This is a genomic window from Allobosea rubneri (assembly GCF_032464875.1).
Lineage (GTDB): Bacteria > Pseudomonadota > Alphaproteobacteria > Rhizobiales > Beijerinckiaceae > Allobosea > Allobosea rubneri.
Window position 1 is genome coordinate 171,615 of record NZ_JAWDID010000004.1, and the last position, 8,216, is coordinate 179,830.

An 8,216-nucleotide genomic window follows, 5' to 3' on the forward strand; every position below is an offset into this window, starting at 1 on the left:
CTGAGTCTACTGCTGAACGGTGATGCCGTTTTCCTTGATGATCGTCGCATAGGTCGTGACGTAGCGGTCGATCACGGTCTCGAACTCGGCGCCCGGCCGGGCCAGCACGGTGAAGCTCAGGGCCTGCAGCCGCTCCTTGACGTCCGGCCGTGCGAGCGTGGCGAGCCAGGCGCGCTCCAGAGCCGCGCGCGCCGGCGCCGGGGTGTCACGGCGCACCACGATTCCAAACCAGCTGTCCGAGAGAAGGTCCGGCAGGCCGAGTTCCGCGAAGGTCGGGACATCCGGAAGCTCGGGGACGCGCTTGTCGGCGGTGACCGCGAGCGCCGTGAGCTTGCCCTCAGCGATCGGCTGGACGACGTCAGGCAGGTTGCTGAGCGCGAAGTCGATCCGGCCGGCATAGAGGTCGACGAAGAGCTGCGAGGTGCCGTTATAGGGAACATGGGCCGCCTTGCCGCCGGCGAGCCGCAGCAAATGCTCTGCGCCGAGATGCGGCGAGGTTCCGATACCCGGCGAGCCATAGGTCACCGGGGTTCCGCCGTCGCGCAGGCGCTTGGCGAAGCCTTGCCAGTCGACCTTCATCGAAGGCGCCACCGTCAGCACATGCGGCACCACCGTCGCCTGGACGAGCGGGGCGAAGGCGCGCTGCCAGTCGGCGGTGCGCGTCCGCAAGGTGATGTTCGCCGCGAAGCTGTTGGCGATCATCAGCATGGTGTGCCCGTCCGGCGGGGACTTCAGCGTCTCGGCGCCGGCAATCACGGTGGCCGCGCCGGCGATGTTCTCGACGACGACGGTCTGGCCGAGCGCATCCTTGAGACCCTCCTGGGCCAGCCGCGCGACCGGATCCATCGAGGTCCCGGCCGTGAACGGCAGGATCAGCCGCACCGGCTTCGTCGGCTTCCAGTCGGATTGCGCTCTCGCGATGGTCGGCAGGGCCAGCCCCGTCAGAAGAAGCGCACGTCGATCAAGCAACATCGGTTTTCTCCGGGCTGAGCCTCACCAGGGATGCGCCCCTGCGACCTCCCCTTCGGTCGCGCAGGGCATTTGATCCTGCGATGGCAAGGCGCGGTCGCCTCGCCATCACAGCAACCGCTCCGGCTGATGCGTTCCCGATCCGGCAACGCATAGGGCCGGACCGGGTCTTCAGGCTTGCGTATCGATGACCACGTCCCGCGAGAGGCCGCGCACATCCATCTCGTAGTCGAGCACGGCGACCGGCGGCCGCGAGAAATGCCAGACCAGATCGGCCCCGTTGCCGGTGACCGGCGCCAGCACGTCCGCCAGCAGCCGATGAATGTTCTGGACGGTGTAGACGTTCACCGCCGTGGCATCGCGCCAGTCGCGCCCGAGGCCGGCGAGCCGCCGCCCCATCTCGCCCATCACCCATTCCGCCTTGGCGCGGACGCCCTCGTCGGAGACGTCGCCCAGCCGGATCGTCCCTTCCGCATAGCTCGCCGCCCCTTCCGGCGCCTCGCCGCTACCGGCGACGATGAAGCTCGGGCGCGCCGAGGCATCGGCGACGGTGTAGCTGAAGGCGTGCAGCGATACGGTCGCCGGCTTGCCGAGCTCAGGGCAGATATTCGTCCGGGCAACCGGATTGACCTTGCCCTGGAGCAGGCCCCACTGCTCGAGCCGCGAGGCATAGACCTTGTTCAGCGCCGCAAAGCCTGCCTCGGAGAACGGCTCGGGCGAGCGCAGTTCGCAGGAGCAGAACGCCGTCAGCGGCCTGCCGATCCGCTTCAGATGGGCTTCGATCGCCGCGAGGCCCTGCTCCAGCGGAACAGGTGCAGACAGGCGCGCCCGCTCGATCTGGAAGCCAGGCTCGGCCACGACGCCGCCGGAATACTGGAACACCGCCGGAATGAACCGGAAGCTGCCGTCTTGGCTGAGTTGGGTTGAATACATCGGATCGGCTCCTAGCCACGTTCTGTCGATATTTTTGAAGGCGGTTCGGCCGAGCAGCCAGATCGGAATCGCAGAACGAATGTTGCCGCTTCGGCAACGCTGGACTAGCTTTCGGAGCGGCCTGCGGTCAGGCCACGAGGCGCTTTCCGATGTCGCTCACCCGCTACAGGTACTTCGCCGCGGTCGCCGATCAGGGCTCGGTACGCGAGGCCGCGGACGCGCTGCGTGTCGCGCCCTCCGCGATCAGCCGCCAGATCGCCGGGCTCGAAGAGGAATACGGCACGGCCCTGTTCGAGCGCCGCGCGCGCGGCATGCGGTTGACCACGGCCGGGGCCGCAGTGCTCGAGACCGCGCGCACCATCCTCGACTGCGTCCAGCATGCACGCTCCACCATCGAAGAGCTGCAGGGCGTGAAGCGCGGACACGTCCGCGCCTGGACCGTCGAAGGCGCGATCGACGACTTCCTCTACCCCGCGCTCGCCGGCTTCTCGGCCGCTCATCCTGCTGTGAGCTTCGAGGTGATGATCGCAAGCTCCGACCAGCTCGTGCAGCGCCTGCTCGACGACGAGGCGGATGTCGCGGTGGCGTTCAATCCGATCCTCCACCGCAACATCCTGTCGCTGGCCGAGGTGCCCGACCCCCTGGTCGTCGTCGCGCATCCCGGCCATGGCTTCGCGACACAGCAATCGGCGACCATCGCCGAGCTCGCGGAGATGCAGCTTGCCCTGCCCGACCGGACCTTCGGCCTGCGGCGCCTCATCGACGATGTCGCGGCGACGACAGGGGTCGCGCTCAAGCCGGCCGTGGTCACCAACTCGATCGCATCGCTGCGCTCCTTCGCGCGAGCCGGCATGGGCGTCAGCGTGCTGACGACCTTTGCGAGCCGACGCGATATCGCGGAAGGACATCTGGTCGCGGTGCCGATGCTCGGCCGCAACCTGCAGAAGGCCTGCGTCAAGATCTGCGTGCGCAAGGACCGGCGCCTGTCGCCGGCAGCCGGCGCCCTCGCCCAGCATCTCGCCCGCAGCGCGCGCAAATATGGCTATGCCCGCTTCAAGGCCGCGACCGGCCCCTCTTAACCTGCTGTTATCCTTGACGGGCTAGCGTCCCCACGGATGGAAGCGGCACCGTGCCGCCTGTCCTGTCGCGTCGGATTGAGTAGCGTCTTGCGTATCCTGCGATCCCTCAGCTTCGGCATCGGCCTGGCGGCGATGAGCCTGGCACTGGGCTATGCCCCGCCGGCCCTGGCCGCCAATGCCGAGCTGCGCGGCGAGGCGATGCAGGCGGGCTTCGGTCGCCTTGCCTTCACCTTCGACGAGCCGGTGACGACGCGGGTGCGCGTTTCCAATGGCGTGCTGGTCGTCGGCTTCAGCCAGCCGGTGAAAATCGATCCGAGCCGCATCTCCCGGGAGCTGCCGGCCTATATCTCGCTGGCGCGGATCGATCCCGATGGAAGGGGACTGCGCTTCGCGCTCGCCCGGACCTACCGCGCCAACCTGCTCGAAGCGGGCGACCGCGCCTTCGTCGACCTCCTGCCCGAAAACTGGGTCGGGCAATTGCCGGGTCTGCCGCCCGAAGTCCTCGCCGAACTGACCAAGCGCCTGCGCCTCGCCGAGTCGCGGGCTCGCGACATCGCCCGCGCCCCGGCCCCCGAGCCGAAGCCTCTCGGCTTCCGCACCGTGCGCCTGCCGACGCTCGACCGACTGATGTTCACGGCGCCGGTCGAGGCTCAACTGAGCCCACGCCTCGAAGACGGCCGCCTGACGCTCGCCTTCGACCAGCCGCTGCAGATCGAGGCGGGCAAGATCCGTGCGCTGCTGCCGGCCGACTTCACCCTCGAAAGCGCCAAGAGCGAGGGCGATCGCACCGAGTTCGTCTTCACCGTGCCGAAGGACCGCGAGCTGCGCAGCTTCCGCGACGATTCCGGCTGGACCGTCGATCTCGCCAACGCCGCGAAAGCTGGCGCGCTGACGCTGGCCGGGCTGGAAGCCGGGTCGCCGCAGCCAGCGGCGAAGCCGGCCGAGCCGCAGCCCGCAGTGGCGGCGCAGAAGCCCGATTCCGCCAGCAAGCCGGCGGCCACTGTTCCGCAGGCAGTGGCCTCGACAGCGCAGGCTACGCCGGCGCCGGTCGTAGCGCCCCCCGTGGTGGATCCCACGCCGAAGGACATTCAGGTCAGCTCCGCCGCCGATGGCGATGGCGGCCGCATCGACTTTCGCTTCCCGCGCCCAACCGGCGCCGCCGCCTTCGCCGAGCCCGGCCTCGTCACGCTGGTCTTCGACACCCGCGACACGCTCGATCCCGACAAGCTGAAGGGCGTGCTGCCCGGGCTCGTCCAGGACGTCACCGTCATCCGCGAGACAAAGGTCACCGTGCTGCGCCTGAAGACCGGCCGGCGGCAGATCACGCGCCTTTCCGACGATGGCACCACCTGGTCGCTCTCCTTCGGCGAGAAGCTCGGCAAGCCGGCCGTCGCACTGGCTCCGCGCCGCGATGCCGACGAGCGCGGCCAGACCGTGGTCGCCGTACCCGTTCCCGGCATGACCGGCGTGCATTGGCTGGAGAACCGCGATGGCGGCGCCCCGATGGCGGTCGCGACCGCGCTCGGCCCGACCCGCGCCGTCTCCAAGCCCTATCGCTTCGTCGAATTCGGCCTGCCCCAGACCGCCCATGGCGTCGCCGTCACCGCCCTCGCCGACGATATCATCGTGCGCGCCGGCACCGACGAGACCCTGATCGGCCGCAGTGGCGGGCTGGTCGTCAGCCTCGACGCCGGCAAGCCGAACGAGCCGGAAAAGAAGGCCGGCGATAGCGCCGCCGCGCCGCTGCTCGACGCGCAGCGCTGGTCGAGCCTGCGCACAGACGCCGTGCGCGAACGGACGCAGGAACTGCTGCGCGACGTCGCCGATGCCTCGCGGGGTCGCAAATCCGAAGCGCGGCTGGCGCTCGCCCGTTTCCTGATCGCCAATGCGATGCTGCCCGAGGCGGCCGGGCCGCTCAACGCCCTCCTCGCCGACGACCCTGCCATGCGCGGCAACCGCGAGGCGCTGTTCCTCAAGGGCGTGATCGCCGCCCAGATGCACCGCCATGCCGAGGCGCTGAAGGCGTTCGAGGCCGGCCCGATCAAGGAGGAGGCCGAGATCGGTCTCTGGCGTGCGCTGGCCGAGCAGCGGCTCGGCCGCAACGCCCCGGCCCTCGCCGGCTTTCGGCGGGCCGAGGCCGTGCTCGACGGCTACCCGCCCGACCTCCAGGCTCAGTTCCGGCCGGCGATGGCCCGCGCCGCGCTCGCCATGCAGGACACGCTGGTGGCCGAACGCCAGATCGCCCATCTCGCCGAACTGCCGGCGGACCTCGTCCCCGCCGAGGATCTCGCGCTGCTGCGCGCCATGCTCGACGACGCCAGCGGGCGGCCGGAAGTGGCGCTCAACAGCTATCGCGCGCTGTTCGACGCTCCGAGCCGACCTGTCGCCGCCGAAGCGCAGCTGCGCGCGGTCAAGCTCGCCCGCAACGAGAAGCGCCCCGAACTTTCGATCGACGAGGCTGCGGCCCGGCTGGAAACCGTCTCGGCGATCTGGCGTGGCGGCGAGGTCGAGATCGAGGCGCTGGCCGAGCTCGGGCGCATCTATGCGCAGCAGCAGCGCTGGCGCGACGCCTTCCAAACCGCGCGGCGCGCCAACGAGAACTTTCCCGATCACCCGGCGACGCGCCTGCTGCATGACGAGACCGCCCAGCGCTTCGAGGCGCTGTTCAGCGATCCCGATCTCGAGAAGCTGCCACGCCTCGAGGCGCTGGCGGTGTTCTACGACTTCAAGGAGTTCCTGCCGGTTGGCCGGCGCGGCGACGAGATCACCCGTCTCCTCGCCGACCGGCTGGTCGAGCTCGATCTGCTCGACCAGGCCGGCGACATCCTGCGCTATCAGATGGAGAAGCGCCTGACCGGCGCCGCCCGCTCCACCGTCGCCGCCCGTCTCGCCATGATCAGGCTGATGAACCGCAAGCCGGCCGAGGCGCTGCAGGCGCTGGTCTCGACACGGCTCGCCGAGCTGCCGGGGGACGTCAAGCGGGCCCGGCTGCTGCTCGAGGCCAAGGCGCTCTCCGACCTCTCGCGCACAGACCAGGCGCTCGACCTCCTCGAAGGCGAGAGCGGGCCGGAGGTCGACCGGCTTCATGCCGACATTCTCTGGAACGGCCGCCGCTGGCGCGAGGCCGGCGAAGCGCTCGAACGCATCCTGGGCGAGAGCTGGCGCGGCGAGTCACCGCTGCGCGACGGCGAGCGCAGCGACGCGATGCGTGCCGCGATCGCCTATGCGATGTCGGACGAAGCGCTCTCGCTCGACCGGCTCCGCACCAAGTTTGCCGGCAAGATGGCGCAGAGCCCGGACGCTCGCCTGTTCGCCTTCGTCACCGGCGCGAGCCGGGCCAGCGCCGCCGATATCCGCGAGGTCGCGCGCACGGCCGCCGGCTCCGACACGATGCAGGACTTCCTCAACGCCTATCGCAAGCGCTACCCGGCCTATTCCAGCGCCGTCCGCGAAAAGCCGCAGGGGGATGACCCGGACGCGCTGCCGCCGCCTCTGCCGGGCCAGGGCTAGCCTTCACGGCATAATAGGCGCCGCCGTCATTCCAGGCGTGCCGTTTAGCGGCGCCGCTCCGGAATCTGTCGCAAGGGCCCACGCGCTCGACGATGGATTCAGGCGCTCGGCTTCGCTGCGGCCGGAATGAAGGCGCCGCGGCTGGCGACCGCTCAAGAGAAGCGGAAGCCGACCCGAACCGGTCAGCTCCCGTAACTCTTCACCAGCGAGCCGGCGACCAGCCCCCAGCCATCGACGAGGACGAAGAAGATCAGCTTGAAGGGCAACGCCACCGTCACCGGCGGCAGCATCATCATGCCGACCGACATCAGCACCGAGGCGACCACGAGGTCGATGATCAGGAACGGCACGAACAGCAGGAAGCCGATCTCGAAGGCGCGCCGTAGCTCGGAGATCATGAAGGCCGGGACCAGGACCTGGATCTGGATGTCCTCGGCCCGCTCCGGCCGCGGCTCGCGCGACATTTCCAGGAACAGCGTCAGGTCCTTCTCGCGGACATGCTTCAGCATGAACTCGCGGAACGGCACGATGCCGCGGTTGAAGGCTTCCTGCGGCTGAATCTCCCCGGCGATGAGCGGCGCGCCCGCGACGCGATAGGCCTCCTTCAGCGTCGGCGTCATCACGAAGCCGGTCAGGAACAGCGCGAGACCGATGATCACCGCATTGGGCGGTGCGGTCTGCGTACCGATCGCCGACCGCAGCAGCGACAGCACCACAGCGATGCGCGTGAACGAGGTCACCATGATCAGGATCGACGGCGCCAGCGAGAGCACCGTGATCACCGCGATCAGTTGCAGGGCCCGCTCGGTGGTACCGCCACCCTGGCCCAGATCGAGCGAGAGCGACTGCGCCAGCGCCGGAGCGGACAGGCCCAGCCCGAGCAATACGGTACCGAGCAGTGCCGGAACCAGCGCGGCCATGCCGGCCCGCCGCCATACCCTCGACCTCTTGGAGTGTGTCTCGCCCATACGCCTTCCCTGCCCGAATCAAGGCGCGGGCCGGGAAAACGCTAGTGCATGCTCCGGGGCGCTGCGAAGGGCTTTCGCCCCGTCATCCCCTGCGGTTTGGCCGGCTCTTGCCGACCGGCCGGTCAGCCCTTCGGCTTCGGATCGCGCCCGAGCAGGCGCGCGAATTCGGCTTCGATCGCATCGACGGAGAACGGATCGGCCTCCTCCGGCTTCGGTTCAACCGGCTTGGTCTCGTTGGCCTTGGCTTCGTTCGGCTTGGCCTCGTTCGACTTGGCTTCCGCGCCCTTGTCCTCGGCAGGCTTGGGTTCGGCTGGCTTGAGTTCGGCTGGCTTGAGTTCGGCTGGCTTGGGCTCGCCAGCTTTAGCCTCGGCGGCACCAGGCTCCTCGGCCTTGGCGGATTCGGCCTTCGCTTCAGGCGCCTTGGGCCCAGTGTCCTTGGCTTCCGCGGGCTTGGCCTCGGGGGCTTTGGCTTCGGCCGGCTTCGCTGCCGAGCCCCCTGCTCCACCCTTCATCTCGCCGCCCAGCACCGCCTCGAAGCTCGGCACTGCGATCTCCTGCGGCTTGGCAGCCGACTCGGACTTCGGCTCCGGCTTGACGGGCTCCGGCTTTGCGGGGGTGACGGGCTGGGGCTTGCGCTCCGGCGCGGCGAAGACCGGCGGCACCACCATCGGCGTCTCGGCCGGGCGAGCCGGGCCGGGCTTCAGGCCCAGCGCCATTTCAAGCTCGGCCTCCATGTCCAGCGCGGGCAGCGCCGAGG

The 8,216-nt window shown here is 69.5% G+C and carries 5 protein-coding genes and 1 pseudogene; 2 read left to right on the forward strand and 4 right to left on the reverse strand.

The features are described from left to right. Positions 1-6: 6 nt before the first annotated feature. Both RKE40_RS04890 and cnbZ read right to left on the reverse strand, forming a co-directional pair. Positions 7-972 carry a Bug family tripartite tricarboxylate transporter substrate binding protein gene (locus RKE40_RS04890; RefSeq protein ID WP_316017111.1) on the reverse strand — a complete coding sequence of 322 codons (966 nt, stop codon included), beginning with the start codon at positions 970-972 and terminating at the stop codon, positions 7-9. Between the two features lie 168 nt (positions 973-1,140). After that, positions 1,141-1,902, reverse strand: coding sequence for a 2-amino-5-chloromuconate deaminase CnbZ (gene cnbZ, locus RKE40_RS04895; protein ID WP_316017112.1), 762 nt, complete (start codon positions 1,900-1,902; stop codon positions 1,141-1,143). 149 nt (positions 1,903-2,051) lie between these two features. On the opposite strand from cnbZ, the gene RKE40_RS04900 reads away from it, so the two are divergent. Continuing rightward, positions 2,052-2,981: a LysR family transcriptional regulator gene (locus RKE40_RS04900; RefSeq protein WP_316017113.1), complete on the forward strand. Its 930-nt coding sequence runs from the start codon at positions 2,052-2,054 to the stop codon at positions 2,979-2,981. A gap of 87 nt (positions 2,982-3,068) precedes the next feature. Further along, positions 3,069-6,491, forward strand: coding sequence for a hypothetical protein (locus RKE40_RS04905; RefSeq protein ID WP_316017114.1), 3,423 nt, complete (start codon positions 3,069-3,071; stop codon positions 6,489-6,491). Positions 6,492-6,673: 182 nt separating this feature from the next. Here RKE40_RS04905 and fliP read toward each other — a convergent pair whose 3' ends face one another. Next, entirely contained in the window at positions 6,674-7,411 is a 738-nt protein-coding gene (gene fliP, locus RKE40_RS04910) for a flagellar type III secretion system pore protein FliP (RefSeq protein ID WP_316017115.1), read from the reverse strand. A gap of 170 nt (positions 7,412-7,581) precedes the next feature. Next, a pseudogene (locus RKE40_RS04915) lies at positions 7,582-8,216 on the reverse strand (hypothetical protein); the annotation flags it as partial.